Source organism: Xanthomonas sp. NCPPB 2933 (assembly GCF_056725225.1).
This window is the reverse complement of record NZ_CM161518.1, coordinates 1,062,508-1,088,282: the sequence shown is the minus strand read 5'-3', so window position 1 is coordinate 1,088,282 and position 25,775 is coordinate 1,062,508. Positions and strand designations below refer to the sequence as shown.

Below are 25,775 nucleotides of genomic sequence, written 5' to 3'. Positions count from 1 at the left end.
AGCTGTCAGCGCGGCAGGGAGATTGCATGCTGCAGCGCGTCGTGCACTGCGGCCGGGGTCTGGCTCAAAGCGAAAACGGCCCTGTATCCCGCCGGCATCACCGGCGGAATACAGGGCCGCAGGAAGCATCAGCGCGCGCTGATCGGTGCGACGACGTCGGTCGAGGCCACCGGTGCCTGCAGCGGCGGCGAGCCGCCATCCAGCACCAGCTTCAACTGGTCGCGGTCCAGCGCATTTTCCCAGCGCGACACCACCACGGTGGCGACCGCGTTGCCGATGAAGTTGGTCAGCGAGCGGCACTCGCTCATGAAACGGTCCACGCCCAGGATCAGCGCCATGCCGGCCACCGGCACGTCCGGCACCACCGACAGCGTGGCCGCCAGGGTGATGAAGCCGGCGCCGGTCACGCCGGCCGCGCCCTTGGAGCTGAGCATCGCCACCGCCAGCAGGGTGATCTGCTGGCCCAGGGTCAGGTCCACGTTGGTGGCCTGGGCGATGAACAACGCGGCCAGGGTCATGTAGATGTTGGTGCCGTCCAGATTGAACGAATAGCCGGTCGGCACCACCAGGCCCACCACCGACTTCTCGCAGCCGGCCTTTTCCATCTTTTCCATCAGCGACGGCAGCGCCGACTCCGACGAGGAGGTGCCCAGCACCAGAAGCAGCTCGGCCTTGAGATAGCGGATCAGCTTGAGCACCGAAAAGCCGCACAAGCGACAAACAATGCCAAGGATCACCAGCACGAAGAACAGCGAGGTCACATAAAACGAGCCCACCAGCCAGGCCAGATTGACTAGCGATTCCAGCCCGTACTTGCCGATGGTGAAGGCGATGGCACCGAACGCACCGATCGGCGCGGCCCTCATCAACATGTGCACCAGGCGGAATACCGGGGCGGTCAACGCTTCCAGAAAGCTCAGCACCGGGCGGCCGCGCTCGCCGACCAGGGCCAGCGCGATACCGAACAGCACCGCCACAAACAGCACCTGCAGGATGTTGCCATCGACGAACGCGCTGATCAGCGTGGCCGGGATGATGTCCATCAAAAAGCCGACCAGGCTCAGCTCGTGCGATTTCTGCACGTAGGTGTTGACCGCGCTCTGATCCAGCTCGGCCGGGTTGATGTTCATGCCGGCGCCGGGCTGCACCACGTGCGCCACGATCATGCCCACGATCAACGCCAGCGTGGAGAAGAACAGGAAGTAGGCCATCGACTTGGCGAACACCCGGCCCACCGTCTTGAGATGGGTCATGCCGGCGATGCCGGTGACGATGGTCAGGAAGATCACCGGGGCGATGATCATCTTCACCAGCTTGATGAAGGCGTCGCCCAGCGGCTTGAGGCTTTCGGCGAAGGCCGGCTCGAAATGGCCGAGCAAGGCGCCCAGGACGATCGCCACCACCACCTGGAAGTACAGCTGGCGGTAGAAGGGGACGGACGCCGGCAACGGGCCGGCAGGCTTGCTGATGTGCATGACACCACTCCGAGGGAACATAGAGGGCGCCTGAGCAGGCACCCGGTGCACGCATTCTGGCCGCACGTCACAGCCAGGGCCGATAGCCCATTGGTACTACGCACTGTCCGCGGGCTGAACGCCGTCTTACACTTCAGCGGCGCCACCGCCGGCCGTTAATTTCGTTTAACACAGACAACGATTCCCTGTGCGTTCGATGCCCGGAACCTGCGCGCTTGCTGAAGCTGTTCATTGCGACCGCCATGGCAGGACGCCCGGCCCCTTCTCATTGCCGAAGATCATTCCTATGCGCCTCAATCCGCTCGTTCTTGCGTTGGCCATCGCCGCCGCGCCCGCTGCCGCCAATGCGGCCACCTCGATCGAAAACTGGCCGACCAAGTACACCTTCGGTGATGGCACCGAGCTGGGTCTGACCGGCAACTACGCCTACGACGACAACAACTTCTCCGGCGACGACCGTCTGGAAGACCGCACCGACTTCCGCCGCAAGGAATTCGGCGCCACCCTCAAGAAGAAGGGCGCCTACGACGCCATGGTGTATTTCGACTTCGAAGCCAAGCTGTGGCTGGACGTGTTCTTCCGCTTCGAGACCAAGGCGCTGCTGGGCCAGGATTACGGTCGCGTGCGGCTGGGCTACATGAAGGTGCCGGTGGGTCTGGAAGCGGTGCAGAGCTCGCGTGCGGGCAGCTTCATGGAACTGGGCCTGCCGGTGCAGGCCGTGTTCCAGGGCCGCCGCACCGGTGTGGAGTGGACGCTGGAGCGTCAGCAGTACCTGCTGCAGGCCGGCGCGTACGGCGGCCAGGATCTGCAGGGCGACAACCCGGGCACCACCCAGGCCGTGCATGCGGCATGGACCCCGTTCAAGGCCGAAGGCGACGTGCTGCACCTGGGTATCGCCGGCTCGGTCGAAAACCCGCGCGGCTTCAGCGACGGCCGCGGCGTGTCCTTCAGCCCGCGCGTGCGCCTGCGTGCCCGCCCGGAAGCCGGCCTGACCGACGTGCGTCTGATCGACACCGGCACCATCCTCGATGTGGACCACGTGATCCGCACCGGCGTGGAAGCGGTGTGGATCCACGGCCCGTTCTCGCTGCAGAGCGAAGCGCTGCGTGCCGAAGTGGCGCGTAATGCCGGCCAGCCGCACTTCATCGCGCAGGGCCAGTACCTCTACGGCACCTGGTCGCTGACTGGCGAGTCGCGCACCTATGCCGGCGGCGTCCCGGGCAATATCAAGCCGGCGCACGACTATGGCGCGGTCGAGCTGACCGCCCGCTACAGCCGTTTGAATCTGGAAGACAACAACGTCCACGGCGGCCGCCAGCACGACACCACCATTGGCGCCAACTGGTACCTCACCAGCCACTTCAAGATGCAGGCCAACTACAGCTGGGTGGATTCCTCGCGCAATGGCGTGCATGAGACCCCGCACGTGATGGAACTGCGTGCGCAAGTGCAGTTTTAAGCGCTGTTGAGCAGAGGCAACGCAGGCCTGGTTGGTCGCACGTTGTCTTGGTTGGCCGCTTCAACGCGGTGATGCTGTAACGCACACCAGCGTGTGTGCCTATGCGGCCGCATCCTTCCGAGGATGCGGCCGCAGTCGTTTGTCGGGGGCTTGTTTGGTGGTCATGCGCGGCGGTCGTCGGTGCGGATATCCGCGGCGATAGCTGCACGATGTACCAGCGCACCGCCATACTTGCCGCATGTACGCCTCGCAACGCCGCCGCCTGCTGTTCACGCTGTCCATCGTGCTGGGCGGCATGTTGGTGGCCATGTTTGCGGCCGGGCATTTTGTCGAGCAGAACGCCTTGCGCGACGAAAGTGCCACCGTGCGGCGTCAGCTGCGGCTGTATGCACAGGCCTTGCAGCAGCGCATCGATCGCTATCGCACCTTGCCGCAGATTCTGGCACTGGACCCGGAGCTGCGTGCTGCGGTGTCCGGGCCGTTGTCGGCCGCGCAGGTGGAACAGCTCAACGACAAACTCGAACGCGCCAACAACGTCACCCAATCGTCCACGCTGACGGTGATCGACCGCAGTGGTATCGCGTTGGCGGCCAGCAACTGGCGCGCGCCGCGCAGCAATGTGGGCGTGGACTACGCGTTCCGCCCTTATTACCAGCAGGCACTGGCCACCGGCAGCGGCAGCTTCTACGGCATCGGCATGACCACCAGCGAGCCGGGGTATTTCCTGTCGCAGGCCATCGTCGACTCTGCCGGCCAGGTGCAGGGCGTGGTGGTGATCAAGATCGCGCTGGCCGCACTGGAACGCGAATGGCTGCAGACCCCGGACATCGTGCTGGCCTCCGATGCGCACGACGTGGTGTTTCTGGCCAGCCGCCCCGAGTGGCGCTATCGCATGCTGGCACCGCTCAGCCTGCGCGATCGCAGCGAATTGCAGAGCACCCGCCAGTACGCCGACCAGGGATTGCTGCCGTTGCAGCGCCGGCTGATCGAGCAGACCGGCAACGGCGGCGTATTGGCCGAGGTCCGCGAGCCAGCGCTCGCCGGCCCGGTGCTGTGGCAGACCCTGGAAGTGCCCGAAAGCGGCTGGCGCCTGCATCTGCTGCACGACACCCGCGCCAGCGCAGCGGCCGGCCGCGCCGCTGCGATTGCCGCCGCCGGTGCATGGCTGGCACTGGCCTTGCTGTGGTTGTTCGTGCAGCAACGGCGGCGGCTGGCGGCTTTGCGTCAGCGCAGCAGGGACGAACTGGAAACACTGCTGCAACAACACGCCGAAGAACTGCGCACCGCCCAGGATGGCGTGGTCACCGCCGCGCAGCAGGCCAATGCCGGCTTGAGCCGCAGCCTGGAACACCTGCCGCAAGGCGTGGTGGTGATCGACGATGCGCTCAATCTGGTGGCGTGGAATTCGCGCTATGTCGAGCTGTTCCGCTTCCCGCCCGAGTTGCTCAAGATCGGCCGCCCGATCGAAGACCTGTTTCGCTTCAACGCACGCCGCGGCCTGCTCGGTCCGGGGCCGATCGAAGCGGCGATCGAGCGCCGCTTGAACCACTTGCGCAGCGGCAAACCGCATATGCGCGAGAGCGAGAAGGAAGACGGCACGGTGCTGGAAATCCGCGGCAATCCGCTGCCCGATGGCGGCTTCGTCACCAGTTACGCCGACATCACCAGCTACAAGAACGCCGCACGCGAACTGCGCTCGTTGGCCGACGCGCTGGAACACCGCGTGGCCGAACGCACCCGCGATCTGGCCGCCGCCAAGCGCGAGGCCGAAAGCGCCAACCGCTACAAGACCCGCTTCGTCGCCTCGGCGGTGCACGACCTGCTGCAGCCGCTCAACGCCGCGCGCATGTTCGTCTCGGTGTTGCATGGCCAGGTGCGCGAGACCGGCAGCGCACGTGTGGTCGACAACATCGAAGGCGCGCTGGCCGCGCAGGACGCCATCCTCAACAGCCTGCTGGATATCTCGCGGCTGGAAGCGGGCAGCCTGAAAACCCAGGTGCGCGATTTTGCCATCGCCCCGCTACTGGAAACGCTGGCACGCGAGTTCGGGATCCTGGCCGAAGACCGCGGCCTGGTGCTGGATTGGGTGCCCACCTCGGCGGTGGTGTTGAGCGATGAAAACCTGCTGCGGCGCATCCTGCAGAACTTTCTCTCCAATGCCATCCGCTACACCCCGCGTGGGCGGGTGCTGATCGGCTGTCGTCGCCGTGGTGGCTGGCTGCGCATCGAAGTGCACGATCAAGGACCCGGCATTCCCGAAACACTGCAGCATGAGATCTTCGAAGAATTCCGCCGCCTGGACGACGGCGTGGCCAACGATCGCGGCGCCGGTCTGGGGCTTGCCATCGTCGAACGCATCGGCCGCCTGCTCGGTCACCGCATCGGCCTGCACTCCACGCTGGGGAGCGGCAGCGTATTTTCGGTAACGCTGCCGCTGGGCGAGCGTGCCGCCATTGCCAAGCAATTGCCGCCACCCACCACCACTGCAGAAAACGCCAACGACCCGATTCTGCACGGCTGCCGCGTCTGGTGCGTGGACGATGAGCCACGCGTGTGCGAAGCCACGCGCGTCTTGCTCGAACGCTGGGAATGCCGGGTCGATTTTGCCGGTGGCCCCGACGATGCATTGGCCGCCGCCAACCCCGACGAGGTGCCGGAACTGCTGTTGCTGGACGTGCGCATGGGCGAGCACTACGGCCCCATCTTGCTGCCGCAGTTGGTGCAACGCTGGCAACGCGAACCGCGCGTGATCCTGGTCACCGCAGAACCCGACCCCGCGCTGCGCGAGCATGCGCTGGACCTGGGCTGGGGATTGTTGTCCAAGCCAGTGCGCCCGCCGGCACTGCGTGCGCTGGTGACGCAGATGTTGCTGCGGCGTGGGTGATGCTGCCCGTGGCCACACATGCCACGTTCGGATCGTGCAGCACGGCTTCGTGATCGCTGGTGCAGCAACTCATAATCTGCTCGACCATTGCAGCCTGCCCCCGAAAGCTGGAAATGCGATGTTCAAGACAACGCTACCGCTTCTGATGTCACTGCTCTTTGCGAGCTGCGCAGGGGGATTTCCAGCGCAGGCGGAAACGTCCTCCGGCGTCACGCAGCCAGCGCCGCCATCGCGCGTGACCATGGATTCCTACACGGTCAATAAATTGAATGCCGTGCTGGATCAGGCCTCAAACCATAGGGGATTAAGCCCAGGCCACCTGATCGACGCGATCTCGGCAGAATTTCTAGGCACGCCCTACCGCGACCATGTCTTGCAGGGCTCGGCCACCACGCCAGAGAAACTGATCATCGACTTCACCGGATTGGACTGCTTCACTTATCTGGATTACGTCGAGGCGGCGCGGAAGTCTTACTCACAGCAGGATTTCGTCAATCACCTGGTGCTTACCCGCTACGTCGAGGGCGTTGTCAGCTTTACCCATCGCAAGCATTTCTTCACCGATTGGGCCAACAGACCGTACGAGCTCGCCACCGATATCACCGCAGTGGTCAGCCCCAATGCCGTCAGCGTCACCAAAGCGCTCAACCGAAAAGCCGACGGCAGCAATTATCTTCCAGGACTGCCGGTGGTTGACCGGACCATCGCCTATATCCCCACCGAACGCGTCGACAGCACGGTTGTCAGCCGGTTGCGTACCGGCGATTACATCGGCATCTACACGCCTCTGGCCGGGCTGGACGTCACCCACGTCGGGTTTTTCATCATGACCGACAAGGGTCCGATGCTACGCAACGCCTCATCCCGCAAGGAAAACATGAAAGTCGTGGACTCTCCGTTCATGGAGTATGTCGCGAGAACCCCGGGCATCATTGTCTATCGGGCCAAGAAATAACCACGCACCACTGCCAGGCTCGATAAGCGCCGGCGCCCGGCGGCATCTCTGGCCGCAGCTGCCGCACGCGCCGCGCCTGCCACATCGACGCGCGTGGGAGCCGAGCACCGCTGCAGTGCGTGCTGATGTTCAACCTGCATCAGTCGATGAGAAAGCAGCAATTATCAACATCGGCCATCTCCACCAGAATCGATCGCCTCAGATGTTCCGCACATGCATACCTGTCGTGGAGGGCGATCTATGCAGACTTCCAGCCTTGAGGCAAAGGGGCAGTCGAAACTGGGAATGGTGCTGAGGGTGACCTCGGGCAACTTCCTTGAGCAGTTCGACTTTTTCCTGTTCGGTTTCTACGCAACGCAGATCGCCGCGGTGTTCTTCCCGGCAAGCAACGAATTCGCTTCGTTGATGATGACCTTCGCCGTGTTTGGCGCAGGCTTTTTGATGCGTCCACTGGGTGCAGTGATCCTGGGCGCGTATATCGATGATGTGGGCCGCCGCAAGGGCCTGATCGTCACCCTGGCAATCATGGCCAGCGGCACCGTCCTGATCGTGCTGGTGCCCGGCTATGCCAGCATCGGTTTGTGGGCACCGGCCTTGGTATTGCTCGGGCGGTTGCTGCAAGGCTTTTCGGCGGGTGCCGAAATGGGCGGCGTGTCGGTATATCTGGCCGAGATGGCGACGCCGGGGCGGCGCGGCTTCTATGCGAGTTGGCAATCGGCCAGCCAGCAGGTGGCCATCGTCGCTGCGGCAGCCATCGGGTATGCGCTCAACCAGCTCATGGCGCCGCAGGATCTGGCGCAATGGGGCTGGCGGATTCCCTTTGCCATCGGTTGCGTCATCATCCCCTTCATCTTCTTGCTGCGCCGCAGCTTGGAAGAGACTGCGGCGTTCGCGCAGCGCACGCAGCGCGTCACGATGCAGCAGGTGATGCGCGGGCTGGCCAACAATGCCGGCACCGTGATCGCCGGCGGGTTGATGGTGGCGCTGACCACGACCGCGTTCTATTTGATCACCGTCTACGCACCGACCTTCGGCAAGAGCGTGCTCAAACTCAGCACCGGCGACGCATTGATCGTGACGCTGCTGGTCGGCATCTCCAACTTCATCTGGCTGCCGATCGGCGGCGCGCTCAGCGACCGGTTCGGCCGCAAACCGCTGCTGGTGACCATGGCAGTGGTGTGCGTACTGAGCGCGTATCCGGTACTCGCGTTCCTGGCCGCCGCACCGAGTTTTGCGCACATGTTGCAGGCGCTGCTGTGGCTGTCCTTCATCTACGGCATCTACAACGGCGCCATGATTCCTGCGCTCACCGAACTCATGCCGGCGCATGTACGGGTGGCGGGATTTTCGCTCGCCTACAGCCTGGCCACGGCGGTCTTTGGCGGCTTTACGCCGGTGATGTCCACCTGGTTGATCCATGTCACCGGCGACAAGGCCGCCCCTGGCTACTGGCTGGTGTTCGCGTCCGTGTGCGCGCTGTTGGCAACGCTGTTTCTCTACCGACGCCATGGCAACGCAGCGACAGCGACCGGCCTCGATGCTGCTGCGGGAGCGGCGAAATGATACGGGCCGTGTGGAAAAAATGGCTGGGTGCGGTTGTCGCCACTGCCCTGCTGCTGCCGGCCGCAGGCGCGCAGGATCTGACCGTGATGACCTCGGGCGGCTTCACTGCCGCCTTCGAACGCCTGGCGCCGCAGTACAGCACGCAGACCGGCACGACGCTCGAGACGCTGCACGGCCCTTCGATGGGCCAGACGCCGCAATCCATTCCCAGCCGGCTCGCCCGCGGCGAGCATGCCGATGTGGTGATCATGGTGGGCAGTGCGCTGCAGAAGCTGATCGATGCAGGAGTGGTGGACCCCGCATCGCGGGTGGAGCTGGCCGATTCCAGGATCGGCATGGTGGTGCGCAGCGGCGCACGCAAGCCGAAGATCGGCAACGTCGCACAGTTCAAGAAGGCGTTGCTGCAGGCCGATTCCGTCGCCTACTCCGACAGCGCCAGTGGCGTCTACATCGAGACCACGCTGTTCAAGCGGCTGCAGATCGAAGGCCCGATGATGGCCAAGAGCCGCAAGATCGAGCGCATCCCGGTGGGCGCGGTGGTGGCCAACAACAGCTACCAGCTCGGCTTTCAGCAAGTGGCCGAACTGCTTCCGGTGGCAGGCGTGGATTTTGTCGGCAAGATCCCCGAGCCGCTGCAGTCGGTCACGCGCTATGCGGCGGGTGTGCCGGTCACTGCGGCGCATCCGCAAGCGGCCAAGCGCCTGCTTGCCTACCTGCAGTCGCGTGAGGCGCAAGCGGTCGCGCGTGCGACCGGGCTGGATCCGGTCTCACCGTGAGCGCGCGGGCATCCGTCGCACCAGTGCAGCCAGTTCTAGCGCGGCAGGTGTCAGCGTGCGTCCACGGCGTTTGAGCATCCCGACATTACGCACCACCTCCGGTTCGACCAGCGGCACCGCCGCCAGCAACGGATGCGGGCTGGACGGCATTGCGATCGAAGGAACCGCGGCAATGCCGACGCCTGCTTCCACCAGCCCCAGCAAGGTGGTGACATGGCGGGTTTCGCAGATGCTCGGCTGCTCAGGCGTAAAGGCAGACAGCGCCCGATCGAGCACCAGCCGATTGCCCGAAGTCTTGTCCAGCGTGATGTAGTCGTGGCCATAAGCCTCCTGCCAGCTGACCTGTTCGCGCCGGGACAAGGGATGGTCGTGGCGGCATGCGATTACATAGCGCTCCTGCAGCAACGGCTCGAACTCGACTTCCGGTGCTAGGTTGCCGCTGAAGCTGACGCCGAAATCCGCTTCGCCGGAGGCCACTGCCGCACTGACATGACTGGCGCTGCCGTCGAACAGTCGGATGCGGATTTTCGGAAACAGCTGATGCAGCCCGTGAATCGCCTGCGGCATGAAGTAGTACGCCGCAGACGGCACGCACGCCACGGTCACCGTGCCCATCCTGCTCGATCCGGCATCGCCGATGCTCATCAACGCCAGATCCAGATCGTCGAGCATGCGCTCGACCTGCGGCATGAAGGCCTGGCCGACCGTGGTGAGCGCCACCTTGCGCGTCGTACGCTCGAACAACTTGACGTTCAACGCCGACTCGAGTTTGTCGATCCTGCGGCTGAGCGCCGGCTGCGTGATCCGTATCCGTTCGGCGGCGCGGCGAAAGCTGCCGTTTTCGGCAACGGCGCGGAATGCCTGTAGATCGTTGAGGTCGAATTTGATGGTCACGGTGCCGCAGCTGCGATGTTCGATGGCGGTCGGCATAGCATAGACAGTTGCCTGTTTTGCTGCGCGAGCATGACCGGGCAGACGCATCGCGCACAGCTTGCAGCGTGCGTGCAGAACGTCGTCGAGCTAGGCGTGCACACGCTGCTGAGCACAGCGATTGCCTGCACTCGCATTGCAGTGCTCCGGCAGCGTAACGATGCTGCCAGGGCGTGCAGTCGCATGCTCGCAGCAGAGCGGTATGCCGGACGCCGTGGCGCCCGCGCCTGCTAGAATATCGATAATGATTCCCATTTGATCGTCACTTTCGCCCCGGCTTGCGTGTCTTGCACGCGTGCCGCCGCGTTTTGGAGTTCCTTGCCTGATGAAATCTCCCGTCTCCGCATCGGCCGGTATGCCGCTGCTTGCCTCGCTCTGCCTGCTCGCCTCTGCCACCGCGTCCGCGCAATCGGATGTCACCGATACGCTGGATACGGTGGTGGTTGCCGCCTCGCGCTCCAACATGACCGTGGCCGAGTCGCCGCAGACGGTGCTGATCATCGACAAGGCGCAGATCCAGCAACAGCTGACGATCTCCAGCAACTCTTCCGACGTGCTCGCCAACCTGATTCCCTCGTACACGCCCAGCCGCGGCAAGATGAACGGCAGCGGCGAAACGCTGCGCGGGCGCACGCCGTTGATCCTGATCGACGGCGTGCCGCAGTCCAATCCGATCCGCCCCACCGGGCGCGAAGCGCACACCATCGACTATGCGATGGTCGAGCGGATCGAGGTGATCCAGGGCGCCAACGCGATCAACGGCCTGGGCGCCACCGGCGGCACCATCAACATCATCACCCGGCGTCCGCATGACGGTGAGCTCAACCAGCACGTCGATGTGCAGGCCACCGCGCCCACCTCGGAAACGCGTGCAGAAACCGCAAGCGTTGAGACCCGCTACCGCGTGGACGGCCGCACGGACAAGCTCGATTACCTGTTCTCGGCCAGCTACAGCGATCAAGGCCTGTATGTGGACGGACAAGGCCGGCCGATCGGTGCCGACAACACCCAGGGCGACCTGATGACGTCCAAGAGCTACGACGTACTGGCCAAGCTCGGCTACGCGCTCACCGATGCGCAGCGCCTGAGCGTCAGCGTCAACCGCTACCGCATCAAGAACGACAACGACTACATCGGCATCGCCGGCAACCGTGCGCAAGGCCTGCCCACCACCTCGGTGCGCGGCACCCCGCAAGGCACCGCGCCCTGGAACGATGTGCTGACCTCCAGCCTGTCGTATACGCATGACGATCTGGCCGGCATGCAGTTGAGCGCGATGGTGTTCAACCAGGAATTCGAAGGGTTGTTCGGCGCCGACAACTCGTCCACGTTTCAGGACCCGCGCATCGCACCGGTCGGCACGCTGTACGACCAATCGCGTTCGGTGGCCTCCAAATGGGGCAGCAAGATCAGCCTGACCAAGGACGATCTGCTCGATGGCCGGCTCAAGCTCACCGGCGGCGTCGACCTGCTGGCCGACACCGGCAAGCAGGATCTCTACGGCAGCGGGCGCACCTATGTGCCCGAGTCGGATTACCGCAATCTGTCGCTGTTCGTGCAGGGCGAATACAAACTGCTGCCCACGCTCACCTTGCACGCCGGCGTGCGCCGCGAAGAAGCCGAGTTGAAGATCGACAGCTACCAGACCCTGTGGCGCTACAACCGCGTCGATGTCGAAGGCGGCACGCTCGACTTCAACCAGACCCTCTACAACACCGGCCTGGTTTATACGCCGCTCGAAGGCGTGAGCTTTTTCACCAGCTATTCCGAAGGTTTCGGCATGCCGGACGTGGGCCGCGTGCTGCGCGCGATCAATACGCCGGGCACACGCGTGGCCAACCTGAGCACGCTGGAGCCGATCCTGACCAAGAGCGTGGAAGCCGGCACCCGCCTCACGCGCGGCGCCTTCGATGCGGACCTGAGCTACTTCCAGTCCAACTCGGATCTGGGCACGCGCGTGGTGCCGATCAATGGCGCCTTCATGATGAGCCGCGAGAAAACCCGCGTGCAGGGTGTGGACGCCAGCCTGGGGTATCGCCTGGATGCGGCGCATCGCCTGCGCCTGTCGTACGCGTACACGCGTGGCCGCTACGACAGCGACAACGATGGGCAGCTGGATGCACGCCTGGATGGCCTCAACGTGGCGCCCAATCGCGTGATCGCCTCGTGGTCGGCGCAATGGACGCCGAAATTGTCCTCGTTCGTGCAGGCCCAGCATGCCTTCAGCCAATCCTTCGACGAGGCCGACAAGCGCTTCAGCGGCTACACGCTGGTGGATGCGACGTTCAACTACGCGTTGCCGCGCGGTGCAGTGCGCATGGGTGTGTCCAATCTGTTCGACAAGCAGTACATCACCTACTACTCGCAATCGGCCCTGGTCGAACCGCTGCGCTACTTCGCCGGCCGTGGCCGTACGTTTACGCTGGGGTATTCGCTGAATTTTTAATCGCGCAGGTCGATCATCTGGGTGCACGCTTGCGCGCGGTAGGTCTGCGCAAGCGTGCTGCCGCGAACGCGGTGAATGCGTGGCCGCTCCAGAGGCGCGACTGAAGCGATCCGCTCAGCCCTCGCCTTCCGGCTCCAATGCCTTGACCAGTACCGCCGCCTGCGTGCGGCTGTAGCAATCCAGCTTTTTCAGGATCGCGGTGACGTGCACCTTGACGGTGTTTTCCGCCAGTCCAAGTTCGTGTGCGATCTGCTTGTTGAGCAGGCCGTCGGCCAGGCTCAGCAAGACGCGGAACTGTTGCGGGGTGAGCTGGGCGAGTTTGGAGGCCAGTTGCGCGTCGGCCTCCGAGCGCTCGGCGGTCATCGGCGGGAACCAGGTGCCGCCCTCCAGCACGCTGGCCACCGCGGTGCCGATCGATTCGGCCGGGGTGGATTTGGGAATGAAACCGGCCGCGCCGAATTGCTGCGCGCGCCGGATCACGCGCGGGTGATCGTTGGAGGAGATCACCACCACCGGGATGTCCGGGTGCTCGCCACGCACGTGCAACAGCGCCGAGAAGCCGCGTGCGCCCGGCATAGCCAGGTCCAGTAGCACCAGCTCGGCTTGCGGGTGCGAGCGCAGCATCGCGCTCAGCGTGGCGGCGCTGGAGGCTTCCACCACATCGGCCTGCGGCAAGGTCTGCTGCAGCACGTGGATCACGGCGGCACGGAACAGCGGGTGGTCGTCGGCGACGAGGATGGTGAGATCGGCCATGCGCCAAGTCTGGCACATGGACGTGTCTGTTTCCGTCCCCGAGCGTCCACCACCCCGGCGGCGCGCGTGTCAGGGCGGCGCGCCGCCGGGGGCGCATGCGTGGCGACCGCCGATTCCAGCTCCCGCACATGCACCCCTGGCGGTCACGCAGCGCGTATCGCCGCTCGTTATTGCTCGCGCTAGCGCGGCGGCTGCGTGCTGGCGCGCCAGGCGTCCAGAAACTGCCGGCGCTTGAGTTTGTCCAGATACACCAGCAGGCCGGGCCCCAGCGGGATCGGGCGGAACGGCGGTTGCGCCGAGCCGCCACGGCCACCGGCGGCCGGCAGGATCGGCATCAATCGCGCCTCGCGCGAGAGCACCTGCTGGCCGCGTGGCGAGAGCAGATAGTCGAGGAATCTGCGTGCCTCGGGCGCATGCGGCGCGGTCTTGGGGATCACTGCGGTGCGCAGCGCCACCAGCGTGTAGTCCTGCGGCTGCACGATGCCCAGCGGCGCGCCGGCATCGATGCGCGTCTGCGCGTACGAGCCCAGTACGTTGTAGGCCAGCAGGAGCTCGCCGCGGCTGACGCGGTCGAGCAAGGTGCCGGTGCGTTCTTCCAGCCTGACCTGGTTCGCGCCCAACGCGGCCAGCAGCGCGCCGGCGATACTGCCGACCTGCCCGTCCTGGGTGGCGAACAGATAGCCCACGCCGCTGCGCTCGACATCGTAGGTACCCACCCGGCCGCGCAGCGGCGCATCGGGCGCGCGCAACAGGGCCAGCAGCTGTCTGCGCGTGCGCGGTACGCGTGCGGCGGCCAGTTTGCGCGTGTTGTAGACGATGGCCACCGGCTCGTAGCTGATGCCGAACACCTCGTGCCGCCACTGCGCCCACGCCGGCAGCGCTTCGGTCTGTGCGGAGCGGTGCGCGAGCGCGTGACCATCGTTCACCAGCTTGGTCTGCAGATCCATGCTGGCGCTGATCAGCATGTCGGCGGCGGGTGTGGCCTTGCCCGGATGCAGATAGCGCGCATAGATGTCCCAGGCGATCACGTCTTCGTAGATCACCTCGGTGCCCGGATGCAGGCGCTGGTAGTCCTGGATGACCGCGCCGAACACTTCCAGATCGGTGGAGCCCTGCACGCGCAATTGCGCCTGCATCGGCCCCTGCGCGGGAAACCGCCGTACATCGCCGGGCGCGGCGCAGGCGATGCCATGTGCCAGCAACACCACCATCAGCAACAGCACGCGCATCAGCGTGTCCCTCCAGGAAAATGCAACGAGGCGATCAGCCCGCCGCCGACGCGGTTGGCCAGATCGATGCGCCCGCCATGCGCCTCGACCACGCGTTTGACGATCGCCAGCCCCAGCCCCGCACCGCCGGCCGGCGCATCCGGCCCGCGCGCGAAACGCTCGAACACGCGCTCGGCTTCGGCTGCTGGAATGCCGGGGCCGTGATCGGCGATGGTGATGACGTGGTGGCTGCCATCGCTGGTAAGCGCCACCTGCAATGGCGCGCCGCCACCGTACTTGCAGGCGTTGTCGATCAGGTTCTTGAGCGCCTCGCGCAACAGCAAGGCATCGCCATGCAACAGCGCCGGTTGCGGGTCGATCGCCAGGTGCACGCGCGGCGCACTGTCGCTACGCGGTAGCGCTTCGTGCAAGGCCTGGTGCAAGACCTCGGCCAGATCCACGGTGGCAAAGCGCTGCAGATTGGCGCGATGGATCACGCTGGCATCGCTGAGCAATTGATTGAGCAGCCGGCTCATATGGCTGGCATTGCGCTCGATCGCCACCAGGCTGCGCTGCATCTCGCGCGGGTCGTCGTCGTCCATCGCCAGCTGCGCCTGCGCGCGTAATGCAGCCAGCGGCGTGCGCATCTGGTGCGCGGCTTCGGCCATGAACGCGCGCAAGGTTTCGTTGCTGGACGACAGCCGCGCCATGAAGCGATTGAGTGCTGTCACCATCAACTGCATTTCCTGCGGTGCCGGCACGCTCAGCGGTTTCAGATCGGAGGGCTCGCGCCGCGACAGATCGCGCTCGATGCGCTGCAGCGGGCGCAACGCGCGATACACGCCCAGCCACACCAGGCCCAACGCTAGCAGCGACAGCACGCCGATCGCCACCAAGGCATTGAGCACCACATCGCGCGCCAGCGCATCGCGCGCGCGCCGGGTCTGGCCCACTTGCACGCGCACTTCGCCCTGCCCGGACGCCGATGCCACCCGATGCATCACCACCGCAAAGCGCACCGGCTCGCCGCTGTAGTCGGCGTCGAACAACAGCGGGCGCTCGTCGCTGGGCGGGCGTGGCGGCAGCGGCAAATTCTCTTCGCCGGTGATGGTGCGACCTTGCGCATCGAACACGCGATAGAACACGCGGTCTTCCGGCGCCATGCCGAGCAGATCCAGCGAGGCATATGGCAGATCCACCTGCCAGTCGCCGCCGACCAAGGCCACGCTGTCGATGATCGACAGTGCCGAGGACACCAGCAGATGGTCGTAGGAGCGATTGGCCGCACGCTCGCCGTAATCGCGTGCGGCAAAAAACAGCACCACCGCGCCAAGCAGCGACAGGCTGCCCAGATACAGCAGCAAGGTGCGCCGGATCGACGGCGCCACCGTCAGCGGCTCAGCCATCGACGCCCGGCTCCACCGGCGCGTGCGGGTCGGCTTCTTCGAGTTTGTAACCGGCGCCACGCACGGTGACGATGCGCAGCGGCGCCCCCGCCAACTTGCGACGCAGGCGGCCGACATACAGCTCGATCGCGTTGGGCCCGGCATCGTCGTCGAAACCGAACAAACCGTTGCCGATCTCGTCCTTGCCCACCACCTGCCCCAGCCGCCCGATCAGGATTTCGAACAGCCGGTATTCGCGATTCGGTAATTCGATCGGCACGCCGTCCAGCAGTAGCGTGTGCGCGGCGTTATCGAATACGAAGCCGCCGATCTGCACCACCTCGCTGGCCTGGCCGCGATTGCGCCGCAGCAGCACGCGGCACCGCGCTTCGAACTCGCGGAAGTCGAACGGCTTGCCCAGGTAATCGTCGGCACCGACATCCAGCGCCTGCACGCGGTCTTCGATGCCATCGCGCGCGGTGAGCATCAGCACCGGTGTGGTATCGCCGCGCTCGCGCATACCGGCCAGCACCCGCAAGCCATCCAGCTTGGGCAAGCCGATATCCAGCACCACCAGATCGAAGCTCTGATAGCGCAACACACTCGCCGCCGCCAGGCCATCGGCCTGCCAGTCCACCGCATGCCCGCTACGGCGCATGCGCCGCACGATGGCATCGGCGAGGTCGGCGTTGTCTTCGACTAGCAGCAGGCGCATTGGGCGTGGAATCGAGAATGGAGAATGGGGAATCGGAACGGCGGTTGGCCGCGGCCGGAAGGTAACAGGCCGCGCAGACAAAAGCTCTTAACGCTCTTGCGATTCCCCATTCCCGACTCCCCATTCCCGCCCCAACGACAGGTCCATGACAGCTTCGCCGGACTAGGCTGCTGCCAACGCGCCGCAGAGTGGTTGTGCGGTGCATCGCTGAACGTGATTCACACATGTACCTGGGAGGGTCTGTGAGCAACGACACCTTGCGTCTGCGCGTCTTCACCGCCTGCGCCGCGATCTGCCTGGCACCGGCTGCCCGCGCGGCCGATGGCGACGGTCCGGTTACTGCCGAGGTGGGTGGGCGCGTGCACTGGGACTTCACCATGTTCGACAACGACGAACGCGGCACGCCCGAGCGCAACGACACCCAGTTCCGCCGCGTATGGCTGGATGTGGCGGGCAAGTTTTACGGCTTCAACTACAAGGCCGAAGCGGAATTTGCCGGCCTGCAATACGAATCCGGTAGCCGCGGCATCCTGGCGCGCGATGTGTATATCGCCAAGAAATTTTCCGCCGGCACGCTGACCGTGGGTCAGTTCAAACAGTACTTCTCGCTGGACGATCGCACCGGTTCCAACTACGGCCCGTTTCTGGAACGCGGCTATGCCTCCACCACGCTGGCGCCGATCTATCGCAAGGCGATTTCGTGGCAGGCCAATCGCCCCGATGCGACCTGGTCCACAGCGGCCTACAGTCTGGAAAGCATCGACAATTCGTCCACCAAGGGCGGTGCGCTCGGCACGCGCCTGACCTTCGCACCGGAGATGGGCGATGCGCGGCTGCGCCACCTGGGTGTGTCGCTGGCGCACGAGCGCTATTCGCATCCGGGCAGCGGCGGTGCGGCGCCGTTGCTGATCCGTCCGCGGCCGGAAAACGATCTGGCCAACAATAGCCGCATCACGCTGGCGCGCTTTGCAGATGGCCGCGACACCGACTTCGACAAGTGGTCGCTGGAATACGCCGAAGTGCTGGGCCCGTGGTCGTGGCAGAGCGAGTTCAGTGGCGGCCTGCTCGACGACGGCGGGCAGCATGCCAAGGTGTTGGCTAGCTACGGCTTGGTCAGTTGGTTCGTCACCGGCGAGTCGCGCGGCTACGACCGCAAGACCGGGCGCTTCAGCCGGATCAAGACGCCCAATCGCCCGTCCGGCGCGTTCGAGCTGGCCTTGCGCTACGACTACATGCGCGGCGACCAGCACATGGATGGCCAACCCAATTTCATCGATGCCAGCACGCAGTCGTGGACGCTGGGCGGCAACTGGTATTTCAAGCCGAACCTGCGCGTGATGCTCAACGTGATCGACAGCCGCAACCGCGACCGCATGGTCGATGCGGTGGTCGATCACACGCTGGCGGTGACCGGCCGTTTTCAGTACGACTTCTGATGTGTCGTTCATGACCGAGCCAGATTTCCAGCAACTGCAAACGCGTCATCGCTTCCGCGCTGCATGCGCACGCTCCACCCTCTCCCTGTTGCACGTCTCAAAGGATTTTCCCGCATGCTGACCGCGCTCGGTTTCGGAATGGTGATCACCTTCATGTACCTGATCATGAGCAAGCGGCTGTCGCCGCTGGTGGCTCTGATCACGGTGCCGATCGTGTTCGCGTTGCTGGGCGGCTTCGGCACCGGCATCAACGAGATGATGCTCGACGGCATCAAGAAGATCGCGCCCACCGGCGTGATGCTGATGTTCGCCATCCTCTACTTCGGGGTGATGATCGATGCCGGCCTGTTCGATCCGCTGGTCGGCCGCATCCTGCGCCTGGTCAAGGGCGATCCGTTGAAGATCGTGATGGGCACGGCGATCCTGGCGATGCTGATCTCGCTCGATGGCGATGGCTCCACCACCTACATGATCACCGTGTCGGCGATGCTGCCGCTGTACCAGCGCCTGGGCATGAACGCACTCAACCTCACCTGCGTGACCATCCTGGCCAGCGGTGTGATGAATCTGACCCCGTGGGGCGGCCCCACTGCACGCGCCGCTACCGCCTTGCATGTGGATCCGGCCGATGTGTTCGTGCCGCTGGTCCCGGCGATGGCGATGGCGATCGCCGGCATCATCGCGCTGGCCTGGCTGTTGGGCATGCGCGAACGTCGCCGCCTGGGCGTGGTGCGTTTGCCGGCCGACGGCAACTGGCTGGACACCAGCCTGCCCGAGGAAAACGACGCATTGCCGCGCGTGGAAGACACCGAGGACATGAAGCGGCCCAAGCTGCTGTGGGTGAACCTGATCCTGACCCTGGCGCTGATGGCCGCACTGGTGGTCGGCGTGCTGCCGATGCCGGTGCTGTTCATGATCGGCTTTGCGCTGGCGCTGATGATCAACTACCCCAACCTGGCCGAGCAGCGCCGCCGGCTGGTCAATCACGCCGGCAATGTGCTGTCGGTGGTGTCGCTGATTTTTGCCGCCGGCATCTTCACCGGCATCCTGTCCAACACCGGCATGGTCGAAGCGATGTCGCGCAGCTTCCTGGCGGTGATTCCGGATAGCTGGGGTCCGTATCTGGCGGTGATCACGGCAATCGTCAGCATGCCGTTTACGTTCTTCATGTCCAACGACGCGTTCTACTTCGGCGTGCTGCCGATCCTGTCCGAAGCGGCCGGCCACTACGGCATCACCCCGGTGGAAATGGCCCGCGCCTCACTCGCCGGTCAACCGGTGCATCTGCTCAGCCCGTTGGTGCCCTCGACCTATCTGCTGGTGGGCCTGGCCAAGGTCGACTTTGCCGACCATCAACGCTTCACGCTGAAGTGGGCGGTGCTGATTTCGATGCTGATGTTGGCGGGCGGATTGTTGTTTGGCTTGTTTCCGTTGGCGCGCTGATCGCCCGCCGGGAATGGGGAATCGTAAGGGCGGCGCTGTGCTGTCGTGTCGATTCCTGACTTCCACATGGACAACAGACACCGCAAGCGCGGCTCCTGCTCTACCGATTCCCCACTCCCGATTCCCCAATCCCAACTCCGAAGGAGTTACACCTAATGACACTTCGCATCGCATACGTCACCAGCGGCATGGGCAGTGTGGGCACCGCGATCTGCCAGAAGCTGGCGCGCAGCGGGCACACCGTGGTCGCCGGTTGCGGACCCAATTCACCGCGCAAGACTTCCTGGTTGCGTGAGCAACGCGAACAAGGCTTCGAGTTCGTTGCCTCCGAAGGCAATGCCGCCGATTGGGATTCCACCGTGGCTGCGTTCGCCAAGGTCAAGGCCGAGGTCGGCGAGATCGATGTGCTGGTCAACAACGCCGGCGGTAGCCGCGACACCTTGTTCCGGCAGATGACGCGCGACGACTGGAACGCGGTGATCGCCAGCAATCTGCATTCGTTGTTCAACATCACCAAGCAGGTGGTCGATGGCATGACGTCGCGCGGCTGGGGACGCATCGTCAACATCGGCTCGGTCAGCGCGCACAAGGGCCAGATCGGGCAGATCAATTTCGCCACCGCCAAGGCGGCGATGCACGGCTTCAGTCGTGCGTTGGCGCAAGAGGTTGCATCGCGCGGCGTCACCGTCAACACCATTTCACCAGGCTATATCGCCAGTGCCTCGATCAGCAGCTTTCCGCCCGACGTGCTCGACCGCCTGGCCACCTCGGTGCCGGTGCGCAGGCTCGGCAAACCTGCAGAAGTTGCAGGTTTGTGCGCGTGGCTGGCTTCCGATGAAGCCGCCTACGTGACCGGTGCGGACTATGCCGTCAACGGCGGTCTCTACATGGGCTAGAGCAGCCATCAAAACTACCGCGCTCACCGCCAGGCGGGCGCGGCCGCTGCACGCTACGTTTTGTCGGCCACTGTGAAGCGTCATGCCTGGCGAGTAGCAAGCACAAGCTGCAGGGTGTGCGCTTGCACCGATGTGCGTACTTGCAGCGGGTCCTCCCCCGCAAGCAACCGCCACTGCGATGAGTAACCCGCCTGCTGCGCGAACTGATTACACTCTGGTTTTCCGCAGCACGTTGTCATGGTCAAACCTTCAGAACGCGCAACGCCGGGCGCCCGCCCGCAGATGGCCGATATCGCCCGCATGGCGGGCGTGTCCGAATCCACCGTGTCGCGCGCACTCGCCGGCAGCCCGGTGGTGGCCGAGCGCACACGCGCCTACATCAAGCAGATTGCCGCCGATGCCGGCTATCAGGTCGATCCGATCGCACGCAGCCTGCGCGCCAAACGCTCAAACACCGTGAGCGTGGCAGTGCCGATGATGCATGCACTCGATCAGCCGTTATCCGATCCCTTCATGATGACCATGCTGGCGTTGCTGGCCGAAGAACTCACCGGACGCGGCTACAGCATGCTGCTGTCCAAGCTGGATCGGCATCAGGATGGATGGGTGGAACAACTCGCACGCGGCAGCCGCTCCGATGGCGTGATCGTGCTCGGGCAAAGCTCCGAACACGATGCGCTGGATGCCGCCGCGCGCGACGGCCTGCCGATGGCGGTGTGGGGCAGCAAGATCGAAGGGCAGTCGTACATCAGCGTGGGCAGCGACAACTTTCAGGGCGGCGCGCTTGCCACCGAGCATCTGATCGCCAGCGGCCGTCGCCGCATCGCCTTTCTGGGCGACGATCAACTGCCCGAGGTCGCACCGCGCTTTGCCGGGTATCGGCATGCACTTGAGCAGCATGGGCTCGAATTCGACACGCGCCTGCATGCGCGCAGCCACTTCCTCAGCGAAGACGCCTACCGCCTGACCCGCGCGATGCTCAAGAAGACCGACCCACCGGACGGGCTGTTCGCGGCCTCCGATGTGATCGCAGTCGGTGCGATTCGCGCCCTGGTCGAAGCCGGCCATCGTGTGCCGCAGGATATTTCGCTGGTGGGCTTCGACGACATCCCGCTGGCCGCCTATAGCCAGCCGCCACTGACCACGGTGCGGCAGGACTTGGGGCTTGCGGCACGCCTGCTGGTGGATCGGCTGTTGGCACTGATCGCCGGCGAATCAGTGGAGTCGGTGGAAATGGCGGTGAAGCTGGTGGTGCGCGAGTCGGCTTGAAGCGGGGATTGGGGATTGGGGATTGGGGATTCGCAAGAGCGTGCGTCCGGGCGAGCTGCGCGCACCTAGGCGCTGTCGCCATTGATGGCATTAGACCGCGCCCAGCACGCAGCAGCTCAAGCGTAGTGGCTACACCACTGCAGCACGCGGCTTGCGCAGCCGCACGCACAACATCGCCACCGCTGCAGCCAACATCAGCGCGCCGGCAAGACGGATCACGTTGCGCGGGTCACCGTGCAACAGCCGCTCGTAATACAGCGGCAAGGTGACGATCTGGATCAGCATCGGCAGCACGATGAACAGATTGAACAGGCCCATGTACACGCCGGTGCGCTCGGGCGGAATGCTGTCGGCCAGCATCAGATACGGGTTGCCCATCATGCTGGCCCAGGCCAGGCCAATGCCGATCATCGGCAGCAGCATCAGCCAACGGTCCTGGATGCCCGGCAACACCCACATGCCGATACCGGCCGCGACCAGACAGGCCGCATGCGTGTATTTCGGGCCGAAGCGGCGCACCACCGGCACCATCGCAAACGCCGCCAGAAAGGCGATGAAATTGTAGAACCCGCCGATCTGCCCGTTGACCAACCCCGCCTCACGGAAGCCGTGCGAGTTGGCTTCGGTGGTGCCGAACAACGTGGTGGACAACGACAGCACGATGTATTGCCAGTAGCAAAAAATCCCGTACCACTGGAACAGCATCACCGGTGCGAGCTGGCGCATGGTGGGCGGCATCGCACGCAAGGCACCGTAGATTTCGCGCACTGTCGCGCCCAGCCCTGCACCGGTCTGGCGCATGCGGGCAATCTCGGCCGGCGCAATCGCCGGCTCGCGCACGCTGCGCGCGGTGAGCAAGATCGAGGCGGCAGAAAATCCCGCGCCGATCACGAACGCGGCGATGGTGACGTAGGGAATATGGTGTGCATTGGCGGCGTCCTGATTCATGCCCAGCCACACCAGCAGCGGTGGGGTGAGATAGGCCAACGTCTGCGCAAGACCGGTGAATGCGCTTTGCGTGAGATAGCCAAGCGGCCGCTGCGGCGGCGCCAGCACATCGCTGACCAGGGCACGGTACGGTTCCATCGCCACGTTGTTGGCCGCGTCCAGGATCCACAGCAGGCACACCGCCATCCACAACGCGGTACTGAACGGCATCGCCAGCAGACAGATGCTGCATACCAGCGCGCCCAGCACCATGTACGGCATGCGCCGGCCCCAGCGGGTCACCGAGCGGTCGCTCCACGCGCCCACGAACGGCTGCAGCACCAGCCCGGTGATCGGCCCGGCCAGCCACAGGTACGGCAGGCTCGCGTGGTCGGCACCCAGATAGTTGTAGATCGGGCTCATATTGCTCTGCTGCAACCCGAAGCTGTATTGCACGCCAAAAAAGCCGGCGTTGAGCGCCAGGATGCGCAGGAAGGAAAGCGGTGGAGCGTTCGACGACATACAAGATCCTGAGCTTGGGTGCGGCGATCGGTGGCCGCAGCGCACTATACGCTGACGCTTATGCAATCGATTGTAACGCTGCGATGCAACACGCTTCCGCTTTGAAGATTGTGTCTTCCCAGCATGCATTGGATTGCTGCAATGCAGGATTGCAATCGATTGTATTGCAGCGTATTACTGCGCTCGCACTGCAGGCCACACGGCCACTCCCTGGGAGGGGACGATGCAGATATCGGCACACCACCATCCGTGAGAGAGAGAACCGCGATGTCCACTTTGCACACCCTTCGCCTGCATGCCCTGGCCTGCGCGGTCGCCTCCTGCCTGTGCGTGCCTGCCGCGCTGGCGCAGGACGCCACCAGCGCACCCACCACCCCGCCGGCTGCCGACAGCGCCGCGGTCAATCTGGATTCGGTGTTCGTCACCGGCACCTCCACTGCCACCACCAAGTTGAAATCGAGCGTGTCGGTCAGCACCGTGGGGGCCGAGGCGATCGAGCAATCGGCGCCGCGCAGCACTGCTGAAATTTTCCGCAACATTCCAGGCATCCGCTCCGAATCCAGCGGTGGCGAAGGCAACGCCAATATCGCCGTGCGCGGCCTCCCCGTCGCTTCGGGCGGCGCCAAGTTCCTGCAATTGCAGGAAGACGGTTTGCCGGTGATGGAGTTCGGCGATATCGCCTTCGGCAACTCGGATATCTTCCTGCGTTCGGATTTCACGATGGACCGCATCGAAGCGATCCGCGGCGGTTCGGCCTCGACGTTCACCAGTAACGCGCCCGGCGGCATCATCAACTTCATCAGCAAGACCGGCGACACCGCAGGCGGCAGCGTCGGCGTGAGCCGCGGCGTGGATTACGACAGCACGCGCGTGGACTTCAACTACGGCGCACCGTTTGCCGAGCATTGGCAGTTCAATATCGGCGGCTTCTTTCGCCAGGGCGATGGCGTGCGCGACGCCGGTTACACCACCGAAAAGGGTGGCCAGCTCAAGGCCAACCTCACCCGCCTGTTCGAGAACGGCTACGTGCGTGTGTACGGCAAATACCTCAACGACCGCGCCGCCGGCTATCTGCCGGTGCCCACCTCCGTGCGCGGCCGCGACGGCTCGCCGGACCTGGGCGGCTTCGCCGGCTTCGACCCCGGCAATGACACCTTGTACAGCCGCAATTTCCGCAGCGATGTGGGCCTGGATGGCAACAACCAGCCGCGCCGCACCGACTTGGGCGACGGCATGCACCCGATCTCGCGCACCATTGGCGCCGAAGCCTGGTTCGACCTGGGCAACGGCTGGAACCTGAGCGAGAAATTCCGCATCGCCGACAACAGCGGCCGCTTCGTCAGCCCGTTCCCGGCCGAAGTCACCGATGCCGCCTCGCTCGCCTCTTCCATCGGCGGCGCTGGTGCGCAACTGGTGCAGGCCAGCGGCCCCGACGCCGGCCAGGCCTACACCGGCAACGCAATCCGCACGCATCTGTTCAACGTGGCGATCAACGACCTGGGCAACGTCACCAACGACCTCAGCGTCTCGCGCGCGTTCGACGGCGATGACCGCACGCTCACCCTGCGCATGGGCTATTACAGTTCGCGCCAGACCATCGACATGGACTGGACCTGGAACTCCTACGTGCAGACCCTGGGCCGCGACTCGCGCCTGCTCAACGTGGTCGATGCCGGCGGCGTGTCACGCTCGCAAAACGGTTTGTACGCCTACGGCGTGCCGTTCTGGGGCGATTGCTGCAACACGCGCAGCTACGACGTGCGCTACGACGTCAACGCACCCTACGTGGCGCTCACCTTCGACAGTGGCAAGCTCAGCATCGACGGCAGCCTGCGTTACGACATGGGCGATGCACGCGGCAACTATGCTGGCACCGCAATCGCGCAGAACCTGGACGTCAACGGCGATGGCGTGATCCAGCCGGTGGAACAACGCGTGGCCACGGTCGATACCGCCAACGCGCGGCCGGTGGATTACGACTGGAATTACCTGTCGTATTCGTTGGGCAGCAATTATCTGATCAACGACGACCTGGGCGCGTTCGCGCGCATCAGCCGCGGTGCACGCGCCAATGCCGACCGCCTGTTGTTCGGCGTGATCCGCGACGACGGCTCGGTGTCTTCCGACGAGGGCGTCAACGTGGTCCGCCAGACCGAAGCCGGTTTGAAGTGGCGCCGCGACGGGCTGAGCCTGTTTGCGACCGCGTTCTCCGCACGCACCCAGGAACAGAACTTCGAAGTCACCAGCCAGCGCTTCTTCAACCGCAGCTACAAGGCGCACGGTGTGGAGCTGGAAGCCAGCTACCGCTACGAAGGATTCACCGTCAACGGCGGCCTGACCTGGACCGATGCGGAAATCTCCAGGGACCAGATCACCCCGGAAAACACCGGCAATGTGCCGCGCCGCCAGGCCGATGTTGTCTGGCAGCTGACGCCCAGCTACCGCGGCGACGGCTATCAGTTCGGCGTGAACCTGATCGGCACCACCGATGCCTACACCCAGGATTCCAACCAGCTGAAGATGCCCGGCTATACGCAGGTGAACCTGTTCGGCGATTACCGCGTGACCGATGCGCTCACCGTCGCGCTCAACGTCAACAACCTGTTCAACACGTTTGGCCTGACCGAAGCCGAGGAAGCCACGATTCCCGCCAACGGCATCATCCGCGCGCGTTCGATTGCCGGCCGCACCACCAGCATCAGCTTGCGCTACGACTTCTAAGGACCCCTCGCC

General features: G+C 64.6%; 18 protein-coding genes. 11 read left to right on the top strand and 7 right to left on the bottom strand.

The genetic code is table 11. The features are described 5' to 3' along the window. Window positions 1-128 precede the first annotated feature (128 nt). The gene (locus AC1PLU_RS04585; protein WP_023905049.1) at window positions 129-1,475 is read right to left on the bottom strand and encodes a dicarboxylate/amino acid:cation symporter; all 1,347 of its coding nucleotides are present in this window, start codon (window positions 1,473-1,475) and stop codon (window positions 129-131) included. Window positions 1,476-1,761: 286 nt separating this feature from the next. Here AC1PLU_RS04585 and AC1PLU_RS04580 point away from each other — a divergent pair, with 286 nt between their 5' ends. The 5 genes from AC1PLU_RS04580 to AC1PLU_RS04560 all read left to right on the top strand — a co-directional run bounded on the left by AC1PLU_RS04580 (window position 1,762) and on the right by AC1PLU_RS04560 (window position 9,112). Beyond that, window positions 1,762-2,934 carry an OprO/OprP family phosphate-selective porin gene (locus AC1PLU_RS04580; protein WP_043889421.1) on the top strand — a complete coding sequence of 391 codons (1,173 nt, stop codon included), beginning with the start codon at window positions 1,762-1,764 and terminating at the stop codon, window positions 2,932-2,934. A 238-nt stretch (window positions 2,935-3,172) separates the two neighbouring features. Continuing rightward, window positions 3,173-5,818, top strand: a complete 2,646-nt coding sequence (locus tag AC1PLU_RS04575; protein WP_481107836.1) for a hybrid sensor histidine kinase/response regulator — start codon at window positions 3,173-3,175, stop codon at window positions 5,816-5,818. Window positions 5,819-5,852: 34 nt separating this feature from the next. After that, on the top strand, window positions 5,853-6,773 hold the full coding sequence (locus AC1PLU_RS04570) for an N-acetylmuramoyl-L-alanine amidase-like domain-containing protein (protein ID WP_481107835.1): 921 nt from the start codon (window positions 5,853-5,855) through the stop codon (window positions 6,771-6,773). 213 nt (window positions 6,774-6,986) lie between these two features. Continuing rightward, on the top strand, window positions 6,987-8,336 hold the full coding sequence (gene tcuC / locus AC1PLU_RS04565) for a tricarballylate/proton symporter TcuC (protein ID WP_481107834.1): 1,350 nt from the start codon (window positions 6,987-6,989) through the stop codon (window positions 8,334-8,336). A gap of 8 nt (window positions 8,337-8,344) precedes the next feature. Then, on the top strand, window positions 8,345-9,112 hold the full coding sequence (locus AC1PLU_RS04560; RefSeq protein WP_481108465.1) for a substrate-binding domain-containing protein: 768 nt from the start codon (window positions 8,345-8,347) through the stop codon (window positions 9,110-9,112). Here the strand turns inward: AC1PLU_RS04560 and AC1PLU_RS04555 are convergent. Beyond that, window positions 9,104-10,006, bottom strand: coding sequence for a LysR family transcriptional regulator (locus AC1PLU_RS04555; protein WP_481107833.1), 903 nt, complete (start codon window positions 10,004-10,006; stop codon window positions 9,104-9,106). The genes AC1PLU_RS04560 and AC1PLU_RS04555 overlap by 9 nt on opposite strands. A gap of 361 nt (window positions 10,007-10,367) precedes the next feature. Between AC1PLU_RS04555 and AC1PLU_RS04550 the strand changes: the two genes are divergently transcribed. Further along, on the top strand, window positions 10,368-12,488 hold the full coding sequence (locus AC1PLU_RS04550) for a TonB-dependent receptor (RefSeq protein ID WP_481107832.1): 2,121 nt from the start codon (window positions 10,368-10,370) through the stop codon (window positions 12,486-12,488). A 114-nt stretch (window positions 12,489-12,602) separates the two neighbouring features. On the opposite strand, the gene AC1PLU_RS04545 is transcribed toward AC1PLU_RS04550, so the two are convergent. The 4 genes from AC1PLU_RS04545 to AC1PLU_RS04530 form a co-directional block, all read right to left on the bottom strand. Continuing rightward, window positions 12,603-13,241, bottom strand: a complete 639-nt coding sequence (locus tag AC1PLU_RS04545; protein ID WP_024938967.1) for a response regulator — start codon at window positions 13,239-13,241, stop codon at window positions 12,603-12,605. Window positions 13,242-13,420: 179 nt separating this feature from the next. Further along, window positions 13,421-14,470 (bottom strand): ABC transporter substrate-binding protein, encoded by a 1,050-nt coding sequence (locus tag AC1PLU_RS04540; RefSeq protein WP_046932869.1) that lies wholly within the window; start codon window positions 14,468-14,470, stop codon window positions 13,421-13,423. Next, on the bottom strand, window positions 14,470-15,855 hold the full coding sequence (locus AC1PLU_RS04535) for a sensor histidine kinase N-terminal domain-containing protein (RefSeq protein WP_481094908.1): 1,386 nt from the start codon (window positions 15,853-15,855) through the stop codon (window positions 14,470-14,472). Before AC1PLU_RS04535 ends, AC1PLU_RS04540 begins: the two co-directional genes overlap by 1 nt. Further along, window positions 15,848-16,549 (bottom strand): response regulator, encoded by a 702-nt coding sequence (locus tag AC1PLU_RS04530; RefSeq protein WP_104549768.1) that lies wholly within the window; start codon window positions 16,547-16,549, stop codon window positions 15,848-15,850. The genes AC1PLU_RS04535 and AC1PLU_RS04530 overlap by 8 nt, the downstream gene beginning before the upstream one ends. 242 nt (window positions 16,550-16,791) lie before the next feature. Here AC1PLU_RS04530 and AC1PLU_RS04525 point away from each other — a divergent pair, with 242 nt between their 5' ends. The 4 genes from AC1PLU_RS04525 to AC1PLU_RS04510 all read left to right on the top strand — a co-directional run bounded on the left by AC1PLU_RS04525 (window position 16,792) and on the right by AC1PLU_RS04510 (window position 21,593). Next, the gene (locus AC1PLU_RS04525) at window positions 16,792-17,985 is read left to right on the top strand and encodes an OprO/OprP family phosphate-selective porin (RefSeq protein WP_481107831.1); all 1,194 of its coding nucleotides are present in this window, start codon (window positions 16,792-16,794) and stop codon (window positions 17,983-17,985) included. Between the two features lie 114 nt (window positions 17,986-18,099). Continuing rightward, the gene (locus tag AC1PLU_RS04520) at window positions 18,100-19,428 is read left to right on the top strand and encodes a CitMHS family transporter (RefSeq protein WP_115040946.1); all 1,329 of its coding nucleotides are present in this window, start codon (window positions 18,100-18,102) and stop codon (window positions 19,426-19,428) included. A 155-nt stretch (window positions 19,429-19,583) separates the two neighbouring features. After that, window positions 19,584-20,324, top strand: coding sequence for an acetoacetyl-CoA reductase (gene phbB / locus AC1PLU_RS04515; protein ID WP_023905067.1), 741 nt, complete (start codon window positions 19,584-19,586; stop codon window positions 20,322-20,324). Window positions 20,325-20,561: 237 nt separating this feature from the next. Further along, window positions 20,562-21,593, top strand: coding sequence for a LacI family DNA-binding transcriptional regulator (locus AC1PLU_RS04510; RefSeq protein WP_023905068.1), 1,032 nt, complete (start codon window positions 20,562-20,564; stop codon window positions 21,591-21,593). 129 nt (window positions 21,594-21,722) lie between these two features. Here AC1PLU_RS04510 and AC1PLU_RS04505 read toward each other — a convergent pair whose 3' ends face one another. Continuing rightward, window positions 21,723-23,042: an MFS transporter gene (locus AC1PLU_RS04505; RefSeq protein ID WP_481107830.1), complete on the bottom strand. Its 1,320-nt coding sequence runs from the start codon at window positions 23,040-23,042 to the stop codon at window positions 21,723-21,725. A 267-nt stretch (window positions 23,043-23,309) separates the two neighbouring features. Here AC1PLU_RS04505 and AC1PLU_RS04500 point away from each other — a divergent pair, with 267 nt between their 5' ends. Further along, entirely contained in the window at window positions 23,310-25,763 is a 2,454-nt protein-coding gene (locus tag AC1PLU_RS04500; protein ID WP_481107829.1) for a TonB-dependent receptor, read from the top strand. Window positions 25,764-25,775: the final 12 nt, after the last annotated feature.